General features: G+C 70.4%; 22 protein-coding genes. 11 read left to right on the plus strand and 11 right to left on the minus strand.

Annotated elements, in window-relative coordinates; all coding sequences use genetic code 11:
• Positions 1–79 precede the first annotated feature (79 nt).
• Positions 80–562 carry a cation:proton antiporter regulatory subunit gene (locus AB0B96_RS08235; RefSeq protein WP_350948386.1) on the plus strand — a complete coding sequence of 161 codons (483 nt, stop codon included), beginning with the start codon at positions 80–82 and terminating at the stop codon, positions 560–562.
• Positions 563–570: 8 nt separating this feature from the next.
• Complete coding sequence (locus tag AB0B96_RS08240) at positions 571–1,728, plus strand: cation:proton antiporter (RefSeq protein WP_350948385.1); 1,158 nt, start codon at positions 571–573, stop codon at positions 1,726–1,728.
• Between the two features lie 145 nt (positions 1,729–1,873).
• Here AB0B96_RS08240 and AB0B96_RS08245 read toward each other — a convergent pair whose 3' ends face one another.
• From AB0B96_RS08245 to AB0B96_RS08260, 4 genes are read right to left on the minus strand one after another with little or no spacing between them, the layout of a single operon-like run.
• Positions 1,874–3,022, minus strand: coding sequence for an LLM class flavin-dependent oxidoreductase (locus tag AB0B96_RS08245; protein WP_362897191.1), 1,149 nt, complete (start codon positions 3,020–3,022; stop codon positions 1,874–1,876).
• Positions 3,019–4,170, minus strand: coding sequence for an LLM class flavin-dependent oxidoreductase (locus tag AB0B96_RS08250; RefSeq protein ID WP_362897192.1), 1,152 nt, complete (start codon positions 4,168–4,170; stop codon positions 3,019–3,021). The genes AB0B96_RS08245 and AB0B96_RS08250 overlap by 4 nt, the downstream gene beginning before the upstream one ends.
• Positions 4,167–5,492 carry an NtaA/DmoA family FMN-dependent monooxygenase gene (locus AB0B96_RS08255; RefSeq protein ID WP_362897193.1) on the minus strand — a complete coding sequence of 442 codons (1,326 nt, stop codon included), beginning with the start codon at positions 5,490–5,492 and terminating at the stop codon, positions 4,167–4,169. The genes AB0B96_RS08250 and AB0B96_RS08255 overlap by 4 nt, the downstream gene beginning before the upstream one ends.
• On the minus strand, positions 5,489–6,697 hold the full coding sequence (locus tag AB0B96_RS08260; RefSeq protein ID WP_362897194.1) for an LLM class flavin-dependent oxidoreductase: 1,209 nt from the start codon (positions 6,695–6,697) through the stop codon (positions 5,489–5,491). The genes AB0B96_RS08255 and AB0B96_RS08260 overlap by 4 nt, the downstream gene beginning before the upstream one ends.
• Before the next feature lie 120 nt (positions 6,698–6,817).
• Between AB0B96_RS08260 and AB0B96_RS08265 the strand changes: the two genes are divergently transcribed.
• The gene (locus AB0B96_RS08265; protein ID WP_362897195.1) at positions 6,818–7,747 is read left to right on the plus strand and encodes a hypothetical protein; all 930 of its coding nucleotides are present in this window, start codon (positions 6,818–6,820) and stop codon (positions 7,745–7,747) included.
• Here the strand turns inward: AB0B96_RS08265 and AB0B96_RS08270 are convergent.
• Together AB0B96_RS08270 and AB0B96_RS08275 are read right to left on the minus strand one after the other, a co-directional pair.
• A complete protein-coding gene (locus AB0B96_RS08270) occupies positions 7,731–8,093 on the minus strand; it encodes an MmcQ/YjbR family DNA-binding protein (protein WP_362897196.1) in 363 nt (120 codons plus the stop codon). The genes AB0B96_RS08265 and AB0B96_RS08270 overlap by 17 nt on opposite strands.
• Complete coding sequence (locus AB0B96_RS08275) at positions 8,090–8,521, minus strand: MarR family transcriptional regulator (RefSeq protein ID WP_350948378.1); 432 nt, start codon at positions 8,519–8,521, stop codon at positions 8,090–8,092. Before AB0B96_RS08275 ends, AB0B96_RS08270 begins: the two co-directional genes overlap by 4 nt.
• Positions 8,522–8,599: 78 nt before the next feature.
• Here AB0B96_RS08275 and AB0B96_RS08280 point away from each other — a divergent pair, with 78 nt between their 5' ends.
• Entirely contained in the window at positions 8,600–9,010 is a 411-nt protein-coding gene (locus tag AB0B96_RS08280; protein WP_350948377.1) for an organic hydroperoxide resistance protein, read from the plus strand.
• A gap of 29 nt (positions 9,011–9,039) precedes the next feature.
• Here the strand turns inward: AB0B96_RS08280 and AB0B96_RS08285 are convergent, their stop codons facing one another.
• Positions 9,040–9,402 (minus strand): DUF2203 domain-containing protein, encoded by a 363-nt coding sequence (locus tag AB0B96_RS08285; protein ID WP_350948376.1) that lies wholly within the window; start codon positions 9,400–9,402, stop codon positions 9,040–9,042.
• A gap of 99 nt (positions 9,403–9,501) precedes the next feature.
• On the opposite strand from AB0B96_RS08285, the gene AB0B96_RS08290 reads away from it, so the two are divergent.
• Together AB0B96_RS08290 and AB0B96_RS08295 are read left to right on the plus strand one after the other, a co-directional pair.
• Complete coding sequence (locus tag AB0B96_RS08290) at positions 9,502–9,729, plus strand: helix-turn-helix domain-containing protein (protein WP_350948375.1); 228 nt, start codon at positions 9,502–9,504, stop codon at positions 9,727–9,729.
• 2 nt (positions 9,730–9,731) lie between these two features.
• Positions 9,732–10,283, plus strand: a complete 552-nt coding sequence (locus AB0B96_RS08295) for a Clp protease N-terminal domain-containing protein (protein ID WP_362897197.1) — start codon at positions 9,732–9,734, stop codon at positions 10,281–10,283.
• A 121-nt stretch (positions 10,284–10,404) separates the two neighbouring features.
• Here the strand turns inward: AB0B96_RS08295 and AB0B96_RS08300 are convergent, their stop codons facing one another.
• Both AB0B96_RS08300 and AB0B96_RS08305 read right to left on the minus strand, forming a co-directional pair.
• Complete coding sequence (locus AB0B96_RS08300; RefSeq protein WP_362897198.1) at positions 10,405–11,247, minus strand: amidohydrolase family protein; 843 nt, start codon at positions 11,245–11,247, stop codon at positions 10,405–10,407.
• Positions 11,248–11,468: 221 nt separating this feature from the next.
• The gene (locus AB0B96_RS08305) at positions 11,469–12,833 is read right to left on the minus strand and encodes a cation:dicarboxylase symporter family transporter (protein WP_362897199.1); all 1,365 of its coding nucleotides are present in this window, start codon (positions 12,831–12,833) and stop codon (positions 11,469–11,471) included.
• Between the two features lie 88 nt (positions 12,834–12,921).
• On the opposite strand from AB0B96_RS08305, the gene AB0B96_RS08310 reads away from it, so the two are divergent.
• Positions 12,922–14,595, plus strand: coding sequence for a sensor histidine kinase (locus tag AB0B96_RS08310; RefSeq protein WP_362897200.1), 1,674 nt, complete (start codon positions 12,922–12,924; stop codon positions 14,593–14,595).
• Complete coding sequence (locus AB0B96_RS08315) at positions 14,592–15,263, plus strand: response regulator (RefSeq protein WP_350948370.1); 672 nt, start codon at positions 14,592–14,594, stop codon at positions 15,261–15,263. Before AB0B96_RS08310 ends, AB0B96_RS08315 begins: the two co-directional genes overlap by 4 nt.
• Before the next feature lie 37 nt (positions 15,264–15,300).
• Here AB0B96_RS08315 and AB0B96_RS08320 read toward each other — a convergent pair whose 3' ends face one another.
• Positions 15,301–15,528: an HGxxPAAW family protein gene (locus tag AB0B96_RS08320; protein ID WP_362897201.1), complete on the minus strand. Its 228-nt coding sequence runs from the start codon at positions 15,526–15,528 to the stop codon at positions 15,301–15,303.
• Positions 15,483–16,004, minus strand: a complete 522-nt coding sequence (locus AB0B96_RS08325; RefSeq protein WP_350948458.1) for a MarR family winged helix-turn-helix transcriptional regulator — start codon at positions 16,002–16,004, stop codon at positions 15,483–15,485. Before AB0B96_RS08325 ends, AB0B96_RS08320 begins: the two co-directional genes overlap by 46 nt.
• A gap of 88 nt (positions 16,005–16,092) precedes the next feature.
• Between AB0B96_RS08325 and AB0B96_RS08330 the strand changes: the two genes are divergently transcribed.
• The 3 genes from AB0B96_RS08330 to AB0B96_RS08340 all read left to right on the plus strand — a co-directional run bounded on the left by AB0B96_RS08330 (position 16,093) and on the right by AB0B96_RS08340 (position 17,213).
• Positions 16,093–16,275, plus strand: coding sequence for a hypothetical protein (locus AB0B96_RS08330; RefSeq protein WP_350948368.1), 183 nt, complete (start codon positions 16,093–16,095; stop codon positions 16,273–16,275).
• Between the two features lie 142 nt (positions 16,276–16,417).
• Entirely contained in the window at positions 16,418–16,621 is a 204-nt protein-coding gene (locus AB0B96_RS08335) for a DUF5302 domain-containing protein (protein WP_350967627.1), read from the plus strand.
• A 151-nt stretch (positions 16,622–16,772) separates the two neighbouring features.
• The gene (locus tag AB0B96_RS08340; RefSeq protein WP_350948366.1) at positions 16,773–17,213 is read left to right on the plus strand and encodes a type II toxin-antitoxin system PemK/MazF family toxin; all 441 of its coding nucleotides are present in this window, start codon (positions 16,773–16,775) and stop codon (positions 17,211–17,213) included.
• Positions 17,214–17,234: the final 21 nt, after the last annotated feature.

The raw sequence follows: 17,234 nt of genomic DNA on the forward strand, positions 1-17,234 counted from the left end.
CGCCGGTACGTCGAGGGCCCCCGAATTGGTAGGTTTTCCGTAAAGGAAGAACGCATGCGCACGCGGAGGAGCTGGCACGGTGGAGGTCGAGCAGACGGCACTGCCTGGGATAGGACTGCGACACGAGTTCACCACGCGCTCAGGCAGGCGCATCGGGATCGTCACTCACCGCACCGGCCGCCGTGACCTGGTGATATACGACCCCGACGATCCTGATCGCGCGTGCGAGACCATCAAGCTGAACGACGAGGAGGCCGACGCGCTCGCCGAGTTGCTCGGCGCCCCGCGCATCGTGCAGCGCCTCAACGATCTGCACCGCGAGGTCGAGGGTCTGGTCAGCATGCAGCTGCCGATCCCGCCCGCCTCCCCGTACGCGGGCCGGCCGATGGGTGACGCGCGCGTGCGCACCCGCACCGGCGCCTCCATCGTGGCCGTGGTGCGCGAAGGTCAGGTCTTCGCCAGCCCCGCCCCCGACTTCATGCTGTCCCGGGGCGACGTGGTGGTCGTGGTGGGCAGCCCGGAGAGCACCTCCGCCGTCTCCGATATCCTTTCCGGCGGGTAGGACGCCGGGTGCACACAGCGATCCTTTTCCTTGAGCTCGGCGCTGTCCTTCTCGGGCTCGGCATCCTCGGAGCACTAGCCCTAAAAGCAGGCATATCCCCCATCCCCCTCTATCTCATCGCGGGCCTCGCCTTCGGCACCGGCGGCATCCTGCCCCTCGCCACCAGCGAGGAGTTCATCGCGGTCGGTGCCGAGCTCGGCGTGATCCTGCTGTTGCTCACCCTCGGCCTGGAGTACAACGCCGACGAGCTCGTGACGAGCCTGAAGGGCAACGCGCGGGCGGGCGTCGTCGACCTGGTGCTCAACGCGGCTCCGGGCGCGATCGCCGCGCTGCTGCTCGGCTGGGGTCCGGTGGCCGCCATCGCCATGGCCGGCGTCACGTACGCGACCTCCTCGGGCATCACCGCGAAGGTGCTGTCCGACCTGGGGTGGATCGGTAACCGCGAGACACCGGTGGTGCTGTCGCTGCTGGTCTTCGAAGACCTGACGATGGCCATCTATCTGCCGATCCTCACCGCGGTGCTGGCCGGGGTGAGCTTCGCCGGTGGCGCTATCACCGTGGCGATCGCGCTCGCCACGGTGAGCGTCGTGCTGCTGGTCGCGCTCCGCTACGGCAGGTTCATCGAGGCCTTCGTCTCCAGCCCCAACTCCGAGGTGCTGCTGCTGAAGGTCGTCGGCCTCGCGCTGCTGGTCGCCGGAGTGGCGCAGCAGCTGCAGGTCTCGGCCGCGGTCGGCGCCTTCCTCGTCGGGATCGCGCTCTCGGGTGAGCTGGCCGAGGACGCGCAGGCGCTGCTCACCCCGCTCCGCGACCTGTTCGCCGCGGTGTTCTTCGTCTTCTTCGGCCTGCAGACCGACCCGACCAAGATCCTGCCGGTCGCCGGGCTCGCCGCGTTGCTCGCCCTGATCAGCATGATCACGAAACTGCTCACCGGCGCCTACGCCGCCCGCCGGGCGGGCATCGCCAACGCCGGGCAGGCGCGGGCCGGTATCGCGCTCATCCCCCGGGGTGAGTTCAACATCGTGATCGCCGGACTCGCGGTGGCCGCCGGGGTCCATCCCGACCTGGGACCGCTCGCCGCCACGTACGTTCTCATCCTCGCCGCGTTCGGCCCACTCGCCGCGCGGCTCGTCCAGCCCTTCATCACCGCCATCGCCAAGCGCGCCTGAGATCGCGTCCGGCCCGCCGTCCCGGCGGGCCGGACGCGATTCCCAGAGCCGCTCAGCCGGTCATCCTTCCTGGAGTACGGACCGGAAAAGCTCCGGCACCCGGCGGTGACCGCCGAGTGCCGGGGAGGGTGTGGACGACGCGAGCTCAGCCTGTGACGACGCCTCCCTCCCATTCCGCGGCGAGCAACTCATAAGAGCGGACCCGGTCGGCGTGGTCGTGGGTCATGGTGGTGACGAGCAACTCGTCGGCGCCGGTGACGTCGCGCAGCACGCGCAGCTTCTCCACGACGGTCCGCGGGGAGCCGACGAACTGGGTGGCGAGCCGGTCGGCGACCAGTGCGAGGTCCTCCCGCGTCCACTCGTGGGCGGCGGCCTCGGCCGGAGTCGGGAACGGGATCGCCCCGGCGCCGGTGCGGATGCTGCGGACCCAGAGCCCGTACGGGGAGGCGAGCTCCCTCGCCGTCTCGTCGTCCTCCGCCACGACGACGTCGGCCGAGACGATCAGGTAGGGCTCGCCGAGCACCTTCGAGGGCTTGAACGCCTCCCGATACGCCTGCGCGGCGTCCAGCACCCCGGACGGGCTGACGTGGTAGTTCGCCGCGAACGGCAGCCCCCGCTCCCCCGCCACCTGGGCGCTCTGCCCGCCGCTGCTGCCCAGGATCCACAGGCTCAGGTCCGCGCCCTCGCCCGGCACGGCGTGCGCGGCCACCCCCTCGGGGGAACGGTACGTCCCGGCCAGCAGAGCCGCGATCTCGTCGACCTGGTCGGCGAAGTCGGGGCTTCGCGCACCCGGCTGCTGCAGCAACGCGCCGTACAGCGAGAACAGCGGCGACTTCACCAGCGCCGTGAAGGAGAAGGGCTCGGGGATGAGCAGCCCGTCCACGACCCTGGCGGGCGTCGGCGGAGGCGGGGTCTTCTCCGATTCCGAGAACTCGACGCTCGCGCGAAGTTCGGCCCCGCGCTGACCCGACCGGCCCAGGCCGAGGTCGATACGGCCCGGGTAGAGCGCGTCGACGAGACCGAACTGCTCGACCACCGACAGCGCGGTCTGGTGACCGACCTGGACGGCTCCCGAGCCGACCCTGATCGTGCTGGTCGCGGCGGCCACCAGGCCGATGAGCACGGCGGGGGCGGCACTGGCGACACCGGGCGCGAGGTGGTGCTCGGCCACCCAGTAGCGGAGGTAGCCGAACTCCTCGGCCCGCCGGGCCAGGTCCAGGGTGTTGCGCAGCGCCTCGCCGGCGGTGCCACCGGAGGGGATGGGAGCGAGGTCGAGGATCGACAGGGCGGTCATGACCGCACCTCCTCACGCTGTGAGTTCCCGGAGGCCGGGCTCTCGTGTCGTGGGCTTTCCGTGCCCGGACTCCCGGGCCCCGGACTCCCCGGCTCGGAGCCCACCTGGCCGGGGAACGGCCTGCTGGGGATCTCCGCGCGCAGCACGGGGGCGATGTCGCTCTGGAAGAGTTCCAGGGCCGTCCGATGCTGCTTGTCGGTGAGGCCGTCCGCGTCGGCGTGCAGGTGCATGACCTCGTGCCCGAGCCGCTCGTGGTAGCGGTGGACCTTGTCGATGATCTGCTGCGGGCTGCCGACCAGGATCGAGCTGCGCTCGATCGCGTCCTCCAGGGTGTGGAAGACCGGGTCCACCCCGACCTTCCTGAACAGCTCCAGCCTCGCGTTGAAGATCGGCCGGTAGGTGTCGATCGCGTCCTGGGACCTCCTGGTCGCGTAGTAGCCCGCGGTGCCCGCGCCCACCAGGGCGTCGGCGGGGTCGTGACCGTGGAACTCCCAGCGTTCCCGGTAGTGGCGGACCAACTCGGCGTACGGCTCGACCGGGTTGCTGACGTTGGCGGAGAAGAGCGGGTCGCCGTACAGGGCGGCGAGCTCCACCGACTCCTTGCTGGTGGCGCTGCCGTGCCAGACGCGGACGGGGCGCTGCAGCGGGCGCGGCCAGGTCTCCGCGTCGGTCAGGGACGGCCGGAACCTCCCCGACCAGGTGACCTTGTCCTCCCGCCACAGGCGGCGGAACAGCTCGTAGCCCTCCCGGTTGCGCTCCCACTGGTCTTCGCCGGTCACGTGGAACAGCTGGGCCTGCGCGGCGCCGTTGCCCTTGCCGATGATGAGTTCCAGGCGGCCGTCGGAGAGGTGGTCGAGGGTGGCGTAGTCCTCGTAGGCCCGTACGGGGTCCAGCAGGCTCAGCGTGGTGACCGCGGTGAACAGCCTGATCGTCGACGTCCTGGCCGCGATGTGGCTGAGCACGACCGGCGGGGACGAGGAGATGAACGGGCGCTCGTGCCGCTCCCCGACGCCGAAACCGTCGAAGCCGAGCTCCTCGGCCAGCACAGCGTTCTCGACGACCTCGCGCAGGCGCGCGTTGGTCGACTTGAGCTCACCGGTGATGGGGTCGGGGCCATGGACAATCAGGGTGATCGCCAGAAATTTCATCGTTCGTTCTCCAGGCCCAGGTGACCGCGCAGCGTGGTGGTCTCGTACTCGGCGCGGAAGACCCCGCGCTCCTGCAGCAGGGGGACGACCGTGTCGACGAAGGCGTCCAGGCCGCCGGGGGTGAGGTGCGGCACCAGGATGAACCCGTCGGAGGCGTCGTTCTGCACGAACTTGTTGATCTCCTCGGCGACGCGCGAGGGCGAGCCGATGAAGGACTGCCTGCCGGTCACCTCGATGATCAGGTCGCGGATACCGAGCTTCTTGGACTCGGCCAGGGCCCGCCACTCCGCCGCCGTCTTGAGCGGATCGCGGGACAACCGGGTCCGGCCCTTGATGATCGAGTCCTCGGAGACGTCAGGGTTGATCTCGGGCAGCGGCCCCTCGGGGTCGTAGGCCGACAGGTCACGGTTCCACAGTTGCTCCAGCAGCAGGATCGCGGTCTGCGGGCTGACCTGCTGGCGGCGGATGTGGTCGGCGTTCTCCTGTGCCTCGGCGTCGGTGTCGCCGAGCGCGAACGTGGCACCGGGAAGGATCTTCAGGGAGTCGGGCGACCGGCCGTGCGCGGCCAGCCTTGACTTGATGTCCCGGTAGAACGCCTGCCCCTCCTGGAGCCGGCTGTGCCGGGAGAAGATCGCGTCGGCGGTGGCCGCCGCGAAGGCCCTGCCGCCCTCGGAGTCGCCCGCCTGGATGGTCAGCGGACGGCCCTGCGGGCTGCGCGGCACGGTGAAGTGGCCGCCGATGTCGAAGTGGGTGCCCCGGTGGGCGAACTCCCCCGCGTCCGGCCTGGCGAACGTGCCGGCCACCGGGTCGGCGACGAGGTCGTCGGCCGCCCAGGAGTCCCAGAGTTCGTTGACGGTCCGCACGAACTCCTCGGCTCGCTCGTAGCGCCGCGCGTACTCCAGGAAACCCCCCCGGCGGAAGTTCTCCCCGGTGAAGGCGTCGGAGGAGGTGACGACGTTCCACCCGGCCCGGCCTCCGGACAGGTGGTCGAGGGTGGCGAGCTTGCGGGCGAGCTCGTACGGCTCGTTGAAGGTGGCGTTGATCGTCCCGGCCAGGCCGAGGTGGTCGGTGACCGCGGCCAGACCGGAGAGCACGGTGAGCGAGTCGGGGCGGCCGACCACGTCGAGGTCGTGGATCTTCCCGCGCTGTTCGCGGAGCCGCTGCCCGTCGGCGAGGAAGAAGAAGTCGAACTTCCCGCGCTCGGCGGTCCGCGCCAGGTGGGCGAAGGAGGCGAAGTCGATCTGGCTGCCCGAGGCGGGATCGCTCCAGACCGTGTGGTTGTTCACGCCCGGGAAGTGGGCGGCGAGGATGACCTGCTTCATCGTCGGCTCCCTGCGTAGCGGCCGGCGGGTCGGGGCAGGTGGAGATGACCGCGGAGGGTGTCGGCCTCGTACGCGCGGCGGAAGGCGCCGCGTCCCTGGAGCTCGGGCACCAGGCCGCGCGTGATCGCGTTCAGGTCGGTCGGCAGCACGGCGGGCCGCAGCCTGAAACCCTCCAGGCCGGCCGCGCGCCATTCCAGCAGGAGGTCGGCGAGCTCGCCGGGCGTGCCGGTGAAGATCGCGGCGTCGGAGGTGTAGGCGGCACCGTCTAGCTCGTCGAGCCGGGCACCGCGCTCGCGGGCGTCGCTCCCGTCCTCTCCCAGGAACACGACGAGGTCCGCGAAGATCTTCAGTCTCTCGGTGTCCGGGTCGCGCACCTCTTCCGCGACCTCGCGCACCTCCGCCACGATGGCCCGCGCCTGCTCGGTGTCGTGCGGCGTGACGTGGACGATGTCGGCGCCGCGCGCGGCGAACTCGTACGGCAGCCGGGAGTGTGCCAGTGCGGTGACGAGCGGCTGCCCCTGGGGCGGTCGCGGCACGATGGAGGGCCCCTTCACGGTGAAGTGCTCGCCCTCGAAGTCGACGTAGTGGAGTCTGTCGCGGTCGACGAATCGGCCGGTGGCCACGTCGCGGATGACCGCGTCGTCCTCCCAGCTGTCCCACAGACGCCGCACCGCCTCGACGGCTTCGGCGGCGTCACCGAACAGTTCCCGCACCAGGGGTGCCCTGTCGATGTCGCCGAGGCTCTCCTTCGTCAGCACGGGAACCTCCCGGCGGCCGAAGTGGGCGGCCTCGGTGTGGCGCCCGGAGATCTGTGCGCGCCATCCGGCCCGCCCGGAGCTGACGTAGTCGAGGGTGGCGATGGAGCTCGCGACATGGAAGGGCTCGGTGTGCGTGGTGGTGACCGTGGGCACCAGCCCGATCCTGCTCGTCAGCGGGGCGATCCTGGAGGCGACGAGGGCGGCGTCGAGACGCCCGCGCACCTGGTCGGTGCGGCCGTCGTGCCCGTCCAGGAGCGTGGTCTGCAGGGCGAAGGAGTCCTCGATGGTGACGAAGTCGAGGAGGCCGTGCTCGGCCTCGGCCACCAGGGCGGCCCAGTAGGCGGCGGTGAACAGGGCTTTCGGGGAGGCGGCGGGGTCACGCCAGGCCGCGGGGTGCCATCCGGCGCCGTCGAATGCGACGGCGAGATGCAGGGGAACTGCCGACATGCGACGACAATAACACCAAACCCCTTAATCTCTACATGTTTAGTTGGTTATATCTCGGGAGTCAGCCCATCGCGGACGTCTTCCTGACGTCGGCATCGGGATCTGGTAGGCATTTGTCCCGTGACGCGTTTTCTGGCAGCTCTCGCGATGGCCCTCCCGCTCATCGCCACCACCACTCCGGCCTCGGCCGCCGCCCCCGGCAAGCCGAACATCCCACCGGGGGTGACGGCCGGGTACGTGGTCTTCGACCGGCAGACGGCGAAGGTGACCGAGTACCGCAACGCGCACCGGAGGTTCCGATCGGCGTCGGTGGTGAAGATCCTCATCGCGATCGACTACCTGGAGTCGCGCAAGAGCGTTCCCCAGCGGGACCTCGCGCTGCTGAAGGCCATGCTGCGAGTGAGCGACGACGGCGCCGCGACGTCCTTCTGGACCCGGGGCGGTCAGGGAAAGATCGTCCAGCGGATGGCGCGCAAGCTGCGGCTCACCGACACCGCTCCCCCGCCGGCCGACAAACCGGGCTTCTGGGGCTACACCTCACTCAGCGCGATGGACGTCGCCACGACCTACCGCTACCTGCTCGACCAGGCCGACCCCAAGGTCGGCGGCCTGATCCTGGGCCACCTGCGCAGGTCGGGGCAGTGCGGCTCCGACGGTTTCGACCAGTACTTCGGCATCCCCCGCGCGGTGCGCGGGCCGTGGGCGGTCAAACAGGGCTGGTCGGGGTACGGCTCCACGCCCCCGATCCGCTGCCGCCCGGCGACCGCTCCCACCCCCCTGCCTTCGGCCTCGGCGGCCCCCGCGTCCGCCACCCACCCCGCGACCTCCACCTCCACCGAGTCCATGGTCACCGCACGGGTCGTCCCCGCCCGCTCAGGGCCGGTCCCCGACCTGGGACGCCCGGTCCTGCACACCACAGGGCTCGTCGGCCCCAAGGAGCGCTGGATCGTGGTCCTGCTGACCGCCCACCCCGCGGGAAGCACCTGGCAGCGCTCCACCGCCCAGACGACGAAGCTGGCCCGGGAGGTCCACCTCAGCGGGACTTCCTGATCACCGGCTCTCCGAGATGAGCGGCCGCGAGCCTTTTGGGGGCGACCATCCGCCACGCCTCCTCGACGATCTCGCGCGTCTCGGCTTCGTCGATCGCCGCGAGCCACACCCGCACCCAGTGGTAACGCTCGTCGGAGGGCCGGGGCATGTGGAACTTCTCCGGCTCGGCCGCCACCAGCGCGGCCCGCTCCTCCTTGGGGAAGGCGAAACCCATCGAGGTCTCGTCCGGCGAGATCGCGGCGTAGACGATCCGGCCCACCCGGAAGGTCGCCCGGTCCCTGACGATTCTCTCCTCGGTCCTGGGCAGCGCCAGGGCGACGCGGCGTACGTCGTCGGCCGTGGTCATCGCGCCGACTCGTCGAGGGAGGCGACGAGACGGCGCAGGGTCCGCTGCAGGTCCAGGACCTCGACGGGGGCGAGACCGGCGGCCTCGAAGATCCGGGCGGGGACGTCGCACGCCCGCTCCCCCAGCCTGCCACCCTCGTCGGTGAGCCGCACCAGCACCGATCGTTCGTCCTCCGTGCTGCGCTCGCGACGCACCAGGCCGGCCGCCTCCAGCCTCTTCAGCAGCGGGGACAGGGTGCCCGAGTCGAGCCGCAGCCTCACGCCGAGCTCCTTGACCGTCACCGGCTCGCGCTCCCAGAGCACCATCATGACCAGGTACTGCGGGTAGGTCAGGCCGAGCTCGCCCAGCACCCTGCGGTAGACGGCGTCCAGGGCGCGAGAGGCGGCGTGCACGTCGAAGCAGACCAGATTCTCGACGGTGATCTTCACGTCTCGATTATACCGACCTTGACTGTTATCAACTTAATTGTGCACAATTAAGTTGTCCGAAACCGAGAAGGGATCACGATGAGTACGATCTACACGGCCATCGCCACCGCCAACGGCAGAGAGGGACGGGCGGTCTCGTCCGACAAGCGCCTCGACGTGACCCTCGCACCACCGAAGGAGCTGGGCGGTTCCGGCGAGGGCACCAATCCCGAGCAGTTGTTCGCGGCCGGATACGCCGCCTGCTTCGCCAGCGCGCTCCAGCTGATCGGCAGGAGGCGGAAGGCCGACGTGTCCGAGGCCTCGGTGACCGCCGAGGTGGGCCTCGTCCCCGAGGGCGAGGGCTTCGCGCTCGCCGTGACGCTGCGCGTCGAGCTGCCCGACGAGTTGCACGGGGAGGCCGGCACCGCCCTCGTGGAGGCCGCCCACCAGGTCTGCCCCTACTCCAACGCCACCCGGGGCAACATCCCGGTCAACCTGGTGGTCGAGTAGTCAGACCCCCGACCCTCCGGGGAACGTGGTCAGGGAAGGGGTCTGCGACCGGCGAAGCCGAGTTCTTCTCGGTGGTACCACACCAGCTCGCGGTCCCCTTCCAGCCAGCACAGCCGCACCCGCACCCCGTCGAGCACCGAGGGGAAGTCGACCAGCAGGGGCGCGACGCCCTTGACCTCGATACCCCGCTCCTCGAACCAGCCGAGGATCTCCTCCAGCCTGGCCTCGAATGCCTTCGCCTCCGCCAGGCCACCGGCCTGCGACGTCCCGGTGCTGCGGAGCTCGTGCGCGAGCTCCGCCAACTCCCCCCGCATCGCCACGAACGCGGCGGCCCGCTCCAGCAGCACGGGCATGAGCGCCCGCGCCTCCTCAACGGTGAAGATCTTGTCCACCCTCGCACGCTAGCGCGTCCGCTGCCGGAACGCGGCGAGGCTCCGGAATGTTGTCAGCAAATGCTGACAACAACGAATATGTCAGCTTATGCTGACAGCATGGGATCGTTGAACGAGTTCGCCGAGGCCGTCGACGGCAAGGATCCGGTGGTGGCACTGGCGGCCGTGGCGGCGCTGCGCAGGCTTCTGGAGGAGCTTGAGGCCGCGCACGTCATCGAGGCCAGGAACCAGGGTTCCTCCTGGGAGGTCATCGCCGCCGCGCTCGGCGTCAGGCGGCAGACGGCACACCGCAAGCACGCACACCGAATCACCGAGGGCGGGAGCTGACGATGTTCGCGAGATTCACCCCCGAGGCCCGGCGGACCACGGTCCGCGCCGGACTACTGGCGCTCGACCACGGCCGCACCACGCTCGACGAGGACATGTTCCTGCTCGCTCTGGCCAAGTCCTGGCCGGTGACGGGTCTCACGGTCACCCCCGAGACGGTCGGGGCGGAGATCCGGAACCGTGAGACCGCGAGGGGCCTGGCGGGCGACCGCGCGCTGCTCGCCGCCATCGGCGTCGACCTGGACGAGGTCAGGCGGCGCCTCCCGCCCCGGAGAGAGGATCCCCTGGCGTGGCGGCTGACGCGCTCCAGGCTCCGCCCGCTGAACGTGACACTCAGCGGCCCGGCCGGTGACCTGCTCCTCACGGCCAGGGCACGGAAGGTCGTCGAGGTCGCCCTGCACACCCGAGGCACCGACTCCGAGGTGGGCGGCGAGGAACTACTGAAGGGCCTGCTGGCCGACGGCTCGAACGCCTCCGTCTCCATCCTGCGCGGCCTCGGCGTCGACATTCGCGGCCTCGCGGCAAGCATCGGCTTCCTGCGCGCGTCGGCCTGAGTCCGAGGGCGCGCGTCAACCCGCGCTCGCGGCGCCGCCGAGGACCCTCCGTCAGAAAGGGGCCGGGAGGAACGCGGGGCGCGAAGCGGGCAGAAGGGGGTCAGGAAAGAGCGAGGGCCGATCAGGGCTCGATGCCGTAGAAGCGCGCCGCGGTACCGCCGAGGATCGCCTGCCTGGCGGCCTCGTCGAGCCCCGAGAGCAGCACGCCGGTCTCCTGCCAGACCTTGGCGTAGTCGCCCGCGAGGACGGCCACCGGCCAGTCGCTGCCGAACATCAGCCGCTCGGGGCCGAACACCTCAAGCGCGTGGTCGACGTAGGGGCGGAGGTCCTCGGCGGTCCAGGTCTCCGGATCGGCGGCGGTGTTGAGACCGGACACCTTGCCGTACACGTTGGGGTGCTCGGCGGCGCGGGCGATCAGCGACGCCCACGGCTCCCACCCCTTCTCCCTGATCGGCGGCTTGGACAGGTGGTCGATGACCAGCCGCAGCCCGGGGACGCGCTCGGCGAGGAACGGCACGTGCTCCAGGTGCCTGGGCAGCACGGCGACCACGTCGAACGGCAGCCCCGCCGCGGCGAGCAGGCCCAGACTCTCGATCACCGTGTCCTGGACGACCCAGTCGGGGTCGGGGTCGTCGTGGATGAGGTGCCTCACCCCGGCGAACCTCGGATGCCTGCCGTAACGCTCCAGCGCCTCCGCCGCCTCGTCCGGCCGGTTCAGCGGCACCCACCCCACCACGGCGGCGATGAAGTCGTGGGCGTCCGCCTGCGCCAGCATCGCGTCGGTGTCGGCGTAGGTGTCGGCGGCCTGGACCAGCACGGTCCGCTGCACACCGGCGGCGGCGAGCTGCGGGACGAGTTCCTCGGGGGCGAAGGTGCGGTAGAGCGGCCCCGCCTCCGGCGTCAGCCAGGGGTAGGAGCCCGTCTCCAGATTCCAGAAGTGCTGGTGGGCATCGATGACGGCCATCCACCGCTCCCCTTCGATTTCGTGATCAGTCGTCTGAGCCTGCTCAAACTAGGACGACGTGACAAGGGTGTCAACGCCGCCGGATCCGCGGGAACCGGCCGACGGCGATCACTTCGACAGGCGCGTCCTCACACGTACGGGCCGGTGGCGGTCGCTCCCCCGAGCAGAGCGTCCACCACCGGCCCGTGCGCCCTTCGGAGGGTCGCCCGTCGTTACGCCGGCTACGCCGGGGTCAGGGCCTGGTCGTCCGGGCGCGCGGAGGACGGCGAGGGCGGCGAGGCGTCCTCACCCTCGTTGTCGTCGTCGAGGAGGGTCGTCTCGTCGAACGGCGCCCTGCCCGCCAGGACCTCGGCCGCGCGCTGCCGGTCGAACTCTCCCGTCCAGGTGCCGATCAGGACGGTGGCGACCGCGTTGCCCGCGAAGTTGGTCAGCGCCCGCGCCTCGGACATGAAGCGGTCGATGCCGACGATGAGGCCGACGCCGTCGACCAGGTCGGGGCGGTGGGACTGCAGGCCGCCCGCGAGGGTGGCCAGACCCGCACCGGTGACCCCGGCCGCGCCCTTCGACGCGATGATCATGAACACCAGCAGGGAGACCTGCTCACCGAAGGCGAGCGGGGCACCGGTGGCGCTCGCGACGAACAGCGTGGCCATGGTGAGGTAGATGGCGGTGCCGTCCAGGTTGAAGGAGTACCCGGTCGGCACGGTGATGCCGACGACGGGCTTGCTCACGCCGAGGTGCTCCATCTTGGCGATCAGGCGGGGCAGGGCCGACTCCGACGACGAGGTCGACAGGATCAGCAGGAACTCCCTGCCGAGATAGCGCAGCAGCGGGAACAGCCCGACGCGCGCCACGAGCCAGAGCATCGGCCCGAGGATGACGAACACGAAGAGCACGCAGGTCAGGTAGAAGGCGAGCATGATGACGCCGAGGCTCCTGAGCGCGTCCATGCCGGTGGCTCCGACGACCGCGGCTATCGCGCCGAAGGCGCCGACCGGGGCGGCCCACATGATCATGGCGAGGATACGGAAGACGAGCCGCTGGATGTGCGTGATGCCGTTCAGGATGGGCTTGGCGCGCTCGCCCATCGCCTGCAGGGCGAACCCGGCGAGCAGCGCGACGAGGAGGGTCTGCAGCACCTGCCCCCCGGTGAACGCCGACACCAGCGTGGTGGGGATGATCCCGAGCAGGAACGTGGTCGTGTCGGTCTCACCGCCCTTGACCGCCTCCGCCTCGGCGGCCTTGCGCAGTTCGTCGGTGAGCTGCAGGCCGTGGCCGGGGTCGACCAGGTTGCCCACGAGCAGGCCGATGCCCAGCGCGACGGTCGACATCGCGACGAAGTAGCCGAGCGCGAGGCCTCCGACCCTGCCGACCTTGGCGGCCTTGGTGACCGATCCGACGCCGAGGACGATGGTGCAGAAGATGATCGGGCTGATCATCATCTTGATCAGGGCGACGAAGGCGGCGCCGAGCGGCTTCAGTGCGATGCCGGCGTCGGGAGCCGCGAAGCCGATCGCGATGCCGGCGATCACAGCGAGGATGACGGCTATGTACAGGTAGTGTGTTCTATCTCGGGCCGCGCTCATGCGTGCTCCACCGCGCTAGAAGGAAAGTCCGGTCGAGCGACTATGGTCCGGGCCTGTGATCTGAGTCACCCTTGCGTACATTTCGTTCGTGAACTTGCGGAAATTTCCCAGACGCATGCGCGACTGGAGCCTCGCCCGGCAGATGCTGGTGCTCCAGATCGTCGTGGTAGGCGTCACCGTGGCCGGTGGCGCTCTGCTGGCGTTCCTGCAGGTGCGTGACCTGCTCGTCGAGGAGGCCGTCGGCACCGCCAGGGCGGTGACCATCAGCGTGGCCGACTCCCCCTCCGTCCTCACCCACCTGGGCGACTCCGCGGCCCTGCAGCCGTACGCGGAACGGGTGAGACGGGAGACGGGGGTCGACTTCGTCACGATCATGAGTCTCGACGGCGTGCGCTACACGCATCCCGACCCGGCCAGGATCGGCCACCGCTTCCTCGGCCACACCGCGCCCGCCCTCGCGGGACAGGTGTTCACCGAGACCTACACCGGCACGCTCGGCCCCTCGGTCCGTGCCGTCGCCCCGGTCCGCGACGCCCGCGGCGAGGTGAAGGCCCTGGTCAGCGCGGGCATCACCATCAGCAAGATCAGCGTCAGGCTCCGCGGGCAGATCGCCGGCGCCGCGCTGACCGGTCTGCTCGGCCTGTCCGTCGGCGGAGCGGGCACCTACCTGGTCGGTGCCCGGCTGCGCCGCCAGACCCACGGGATGGGCCCCGCCGAGCTGAGCCGGATGTACGAGTACCACGACGCGATCCTGCACGCCGTACGGGAAGGGCTGCTGCTCGTCGACGAGGCGGGCACGGTGACGCTCTGCAACGACGGCGCCAGGGAACTCCTGGGCCTGACGGGCGAGGTGAGCGGCAGGCACATCGGCCGGCTGGGCCTTCCCCTCTCGCTGAGCGAGCGCCTCTCGGCGGGTGAGAACCGTAGCGATGAGATCCACATGACCGGAGAGCGGACGCTGGTGGTGAACGTCGCGGTGGTCCGCTCCGGCAACCGCTCGCTCGGCACCGTGGTCACCCTTCGCGACCACACGGAGCTGCAGTCCCTGACCGGGCAACTCGACGCCGAGCGCGGCTTCGCCGACTCCCTGCGGGCCGCCGCGCACGAGTCGGCGAACCGGCTGCACACGGTCATCACCCTCGTCGAGCTGGGCCGCGCCGAGCAGGCGGTGGCGTTCGCGACCGAGGAGATCAAGGCCGCGCAGCAGCTCACCGACCGGGTGGTGGGCGCCGTGCGCGAACCCGTACTCGCCGCGCTGTTGCTGGGCAAGAGCGCCGAGGCCGGGGAACGGGGAGTGGAGCTGGCGATCACGCCGGACAGCGAGCTCGACGACCTCGGCCTGGACACCCGCGACCTGGTGACGATCGTCGGCAACCTGATAGACAATGCGGCGGACGCGGCCATGTCGAGCACCGGGCCCGCGCGGGTGGAGGTGCGGCTGCGCGCCGACGAGACGACCTTCGTGATCAGCGTGGCGGACAGCGGCCAGGGCCTCGACCCGGCGACGGCTCGGGATGCCTTCCGTCGGGGCTGGACCACCAAGGGCGACGGCCGCGGCCTCGGCCTGGCCATGGTCGGTCAGGCGGTCCGCCGCATGGGCGGGACGATCGAGGTCGGCGGGACCGGCGAGCCGGACCCGGCCGCGAAAACCGTCCGCGCGCTCGCGGGCGAGAACGAGCGGGACGCCGGAAGGACGGCGGAGAGCGGGACGGGCGCGGTGTTCACCGTGCGGCTGCCACTGCGAGGGAAGGGCGTCTCATGATCTCGGTACTGGTCGTCGAGGACGAGGAGATCACCGCCGAGGCGAACCGGGTCTTCGTGGAGCGGGTGCCCGGATTCAGGGTGGAGGCGGTGGTCAGGTCCGGTGGCGACGCGTTGCGCTTCCTGCGGCGACATCCCGTCGATCTCATCCTGCTCGACCTCTACCTGCCGGACATGCACGGGCTGGAGGTGTGCCGGGCACTGCGGGCTGCGGGCGTGATGTCGGACGTCATCGCGGTCACCTCGGCGCGGGACCTGTCGGTGGTCAGGTCGGCGGTCTCCGTCGGCGTGGCCCAGTATCTGCTCAAGCCGTTCACCTTCGCCTCGCTGAACGAGAAGCTCGTCCGCTACGCGGAGTTCCGGTCCTCGGTGGAGGGCGTGGGAGAGGCGAACGGTCAGGGCGAGGTGGACCGCGCGCTGGCGGCACTGCGGGGTCCGACGCAGAGCCTCCTTCCCAAGGGGATGACGCAGGCCACGCTCGACGCCGTGCTGGCGGAGCTGCGCAAGGCGCCCGGCGGCCTGTCGGCTCAGACCGCCGGGGCGGCGATCGGCGTCTCCCGGGTGACCGCCCGCCGCTACCTGGAGCATCTGACGGAGAACGGGATCACGCACCGGGTCCCCCAGTACGGCGGACTCGGACGACCCGAGCTGCTCTACCGGATCACTTGAGATCCCGCCGGGTGGGGAGGCGCCGCAGGAGGCCCGATCAGCCGTTGCTCTGGTCCATCGGCACGCGGGGCGCGTCGATGATGACGTCGGAGAAGATGTCGACCACCAGGGCGATCACACCGCCCACCGCGACGATCCCGGCCCCCACCCAGAAGAACGTCCAGTTGGGGCCGAGGCACAGGGCGACGCCCCCCACGGTGAACCCCAGCAGGATGACGATCACCGCGAACCACGACTTGGGGCTTCCCCCGTGACTTCCGGCCATGAGCCTTTCCTCTCCCTGTCCTGTGACTCTTCGTGAGTCGGTGATGCCGCGCCGTCCGCCGCGGCGATCAGCCGTGTCAGCGACCGGTGGAGCTCCTGGAGCTCCTCCACGGTCATCCCCAGACGCTTGACGATCGCCGGCGGAACCTTCTCCGCCTCGCCCCGTAGCCCGCTGCCCTCCGGTGTGAGCGAGACGGCCAGGACACGCTGGTCCTGGCTGTCACGCCGCCTCCGGATGTAACCGACGGCCTCGAGACGCTTCAGCAGCGGGGACAGCGTACCGGGGTCGAGTCTCAGTAGCTCGCTCAGCTCCTTGACCGAGAGCGGTGCCCGCTCCCAGAGGGCGAGCATGACCAGATACTGGGGATGGGTGAGCCCCATCGGCTCCAGCAGGGGCCGGTAGAGACCGATGACGTTGCGCGAGGCGATCGCCAGGGCGAAGCACACCTGACGGTCCAGGCTCAGGGGATCGGCCATGTCACTCACGTGCGCCTCCAAGCGACATAGTACGATAATTGGTACACAAACGATTATCGCCCCAACCATCGGTGAGCAAAGGACCCCCATGTTTCACAGCAGGCCGATCGAGGAGCGGATCGCCGAGCGCCAGGCCAAGCGTCCCACCCTCAAGGAGGGCCGGCACTTCGAGCACGGCCCGGCCAAGTTCGTCTTCGTCTTCGTGATCGTCTTCGTGGTCGTCGGCCACCTCGCCGGCCTGCTGCTGATGATGGCGCTGGGAATGCACTGACCCGTGCGCCGGCGGAGCTCGCGGCACAATGCCCTTCCTCTCAGAGCCGAAGCCAGGGGCCTGCACGCCGAAGGGGTCCGGATGAGAGGATGATGATCCTGTTGGTCGGGGTTGGACCGCCCGATAGATCAGGAGGTCTGTAATGTCTGACGTCACGCCGGAACCCGAAGGTTCCGAGAGTTCCGACGACGAGCTGAAGCGCAAGTTCCGCGAGGCACTGGAGCGCAAGAAGCTCGCCCAGGCGGACGCGGGCTCCGGGGGCAAGGGGAAGAACTCCTCGAAGATCCACGGTGCTCACGGCCCGGCTGCGGCCAAGCGCTCCTTCCGGCGCAAGAGCGGCGGCTGAGCCGTCTTCGCACCAGGTCCAGGACGAGGGCACCCGCCCACCGGGACCTCGGCCGCCCGCCGGCATCGCGGCCGGCGGGCGGCGCGCTTTCCCGCCACCGGCTCCGGGTGCCCCCTTGGAAGCGGCCGGAGTCTGCCGTTAAGCTGTGTGCGTGCGTGATCTTGGCGAGGACCCCCGACCGGCCCGAGGCGCGGTCAGCGAGGTCCACCGCGTCGACCGAACCGCGACCCTGCACTACTCCCCCGACCTCGACGGGCTCGCCGACCCCGGCGAGATCGTCTGGGCATGGGTCCCCTACGAGGAGGATCCGAACCGGGGCAAGGACCGGCCCCTGCTGGTCGTCGGCCGCCACGGGCGCAAGCTGCTCGCACTGATGCTGACCAGCCGGGCCGGCGGCGACCCCGACGACTACCTGGAGCTCGGCCCCGGCCAGTGGGACCGGGAGAACCGGGTCTCCTACCTGCGCCTGGATCGGATCTTCAGTCTCGCCGAGGGCGACATCCGGCGCGAGGGCTCCATCCTCGACGGCGCGCGCTTCGCCCGCGTGGCCGCCGTCCTCAAGCGCACCCACGGCTGGGCCGCCGACGGCTGAGCCCACCCCACCCGGAGACCC

The sequence above is a fragment of the Streptosporangium sp. NPDC049046 genome (assembly GCF_040649155.1).
Lineage (GTDB): Bacteria > Actinomycetota > Actinomycetes > Streptosporangiales > Streptosporangiaceae > Streptosporangium.

Excerpts from the sequence above, each read along its gene's own strand:
- AB0B96_RS08245 (WP_362897191.1), bottom strand. The coding sequence starts at position 3,022 with ATGACCGCCCTGTCGATCCTCGACCTCGCTCCCATCCCCTCCGGTGGC.
- AB0B96_RS08250 (WP_362897192.1), bottom strand. The coding sequence starts at position 4,170 with ATGAAATTTCTGGCGATCACCCTGATTGTCCATGGCCCCGACCCCATC.
- AB0B96_RS08255 (WP_362897193.1), bottom strand. The coding sequence starts at position 5,492 with ATGAAGCAGGTCATCCTCGCCGCCCACTTCCCGGGCGTGAACAACCAC.
- AB0B96_RS08260 (WP_362897194.1), bottom strand. The coding sequence starts at position 6,697 with ATGTCGGCAGTTCCCCTGCATCTCGCCGTCGCATTCGACGGCGCCGGA.
- AB0B96_RS08270 (WP_362897196.1), bottom strand. The coding sequence starts at position 8,093 with ATGACCACGGCCGACGACGTACGCCGCGTCGCCCTGGCGCTGCCCAGG.
- AB0B96_RS08280 (WP_350948377.1), top strand. The coding sequence starts at position 8,600 with ATGAGTACGATCTACACGGCCATCGCCACCGCCAACGGCAGAGAGGGA.
- AB0B96_RS08290 (WP_350948375.1), top strand. The coding sequence starts at position 9,502 with ATGGGATCGTTGAACGAGTTCGCCGAGGCCGTCGACGGCAAGGATCCG.
- AB0B96_RS08295 (WP_362897197.1), top strand. The coding sequence starts at position 9,732 with ATGTTCGCGAGATTCACCCCCGAGGCCCGGCGGACCACGGTCCGCGCC.
- AB0B96_RS08300 (WP_362897198.1), bottom strand. The coding sequence starts at position 11,247 with ATGGCCGTCATCGATGCCCACCAGCACTTCTGGAATCTGGAGACGGGC.
- AB0B96_RS08305 (WP_362897199.1), bottom strand. The coding sequence starts at position 12,833 with ATGAGCGCGGCCCGAGATAGAACACACTACCTGTACATAGCCGTCATC.
- AB0B96_RS08315 (WP_350948370.1), top strand. The coding sequence starts at position 14,592 with ATGATCTCGGTACTGGTCGTCGAGGACGAGGAGATCACCGCCGAGGCG.
- AB0B96_RS08320 (WP_362897201.1), bottom strand. The coding sequence starts at position 15,528 with ATGGCCGGAAGTCACGGGGGAAGCCCCAAGTCGTGGTTCGCGGTGATC.
- AB0B96_RS08325 (WP_350948458.1), bottom strand. The coding sequence starts at position 16,004 with ATGGCCGATCCCCTGAGCCTGGACCGTCAGGTGTGCTTCGCCCTGGCG.
- AB0B96_RS08330 (WP_350948368.1), top strand. The coding sequence starts at position 16,093 with ATGTTTCACAGCAGGCCGATCGAGGAGCGGATCGCCGAGCGCCAGGCC.
- AB0B96_RS08335 (WP_350967627.1), top strand. The coding sequence starts at position 16,418 with ATGTCTGACGTCACGCCGGAACCCGAAGGTTCCGAGAGTTCCGACGAC.